This window comes from Tamlana flava (assembly GCF_041287255.1).
Classification (GTDB): domain Bacteria; phylum Bacteroidota; class Bacteroidia; order Flavobacteriales; family Flavobacteriaceae; genus Tamlana; species Tamlana flava.
In genome coordinates this window covers 1-1,302 of the sequence record NZ_JBGGTX010000017.1, presented here as the reverse complement: position 1 = coordinate 1,302, position 1,302 = coordinate 1, and the positions used below count along the sequence as shown (strand labels likewise).

The 1,302-nt window shown below is 46.6% G+C and carries 1 protein-coding gene; it reads right to left on the bottom strand.

Annotated features, from left to right (window positions below; all coding sequences use genetic code 11):
* Positions 1–1,302: HYR-like domain-containing protein (locus ACB104_RS16070; RefSeq protein ID WP_370480372.1), on the bottom strand; the 1,302-nt coding region annotated here is incomplete at both ends.

Genomic DNA, 1,302 nt, shown 5'->3' with positions numbered 1-1,302 from the left:
AGTCGCAGTTATCGGAAGCCGTTACCGTTGGGGGCGCTGGAATGGCGTCGCACTCTACAGTTGCAGTGGCCGCGGGCAATCCGGCGAACACGGGGTCCGTGGAGTCGATCACGGTTATGGTCTGTGTATAATTGCCAGAGGTGTTGCCATTACCATCATCAAAGTTCCAAGTACGAGTTCGTACATAAGCATTTGTACAAGACCCATTAACAGTGTCATCTGAAATAAGGTTGATGTTGACGGTCACACAATTATCCGTAGCAGAGGGCACTTCTAAAAGGGCAGCAGATAGACCTGTAGCGTCAGAGCATTCCAAAGTATGGTCAAGCGTACCAGCAGCGGTCGATATAACGGGAGCTTCATCATCATTAACCGTTACTCTTTGTATGCATCCCCCAAAGTTACCAGAGACATCAATAACTGTCCAAGTTACATTTGTTAAACCTGCGTTGAATGCAGTATTAATAGGGCCAGTTCCACTGCCTGTGGTCGCTCCTGACAATGACCATGTGACTTCAAGAGACTCAACAGGTGTACAGTTATCGGATACTGTAGGAGTTCCAACAGCAACTGTGGTTGTACAATTACCAATACCGTCGTTGGAAGTATGGGCTGTTAAGTTTCCAGGACATACTATATTAGGACTATTTTGGTCGGAAACCTCGACGATATAGCTGCAGCTATTATTGATGTTGTTTGCTGCATCAGTTGCAGTAAATGTTATGGTTGTTACACCTGGATAGAATTGGGTAGAACCAATAGAGCCAACTCCTGAGCCAATTGTCGCTCCTGTCATTTCCCATGTAATGCTGGCAACGCTACAGTTATCAGTAAATACAGGTTCGTTAGGATCGAATGTAAAATAACATTTTCCAGAATCTGTATTTTGTGATAGAACATCAGGTGGACAGCTGGTTACAGTAGGGTCTTGGGTATCATCAATTACGATATCTTGAAACACATCGATGGTATTGCCGTTGCCGTCATCGACGCGATATGTCCTGGTGATTGTTCCATCGTTAACAGCAGGGTCTGCAGTTTGGCTTATGAAGGTTACTGTAGGCGTGCCACAGTTGTCCGCTTCGTCGGTCACGACAGCAGGGTCTGCAGCGGGGACATCGGCCAAGCACTGAACGTTTATGTCCGCAGGGTTGGATGCCGTAGGGTCTTGGGTGTCATCAATTACGATATCTTGAAACACATCGATGGTATTGCCGTTGCCGTCATCGACGCGATATGTCCTGGTGATTGTTCCATCGTTAACAGCAGGGTCTGCAGTTTGGCTTATGAAGGTTACTGTAG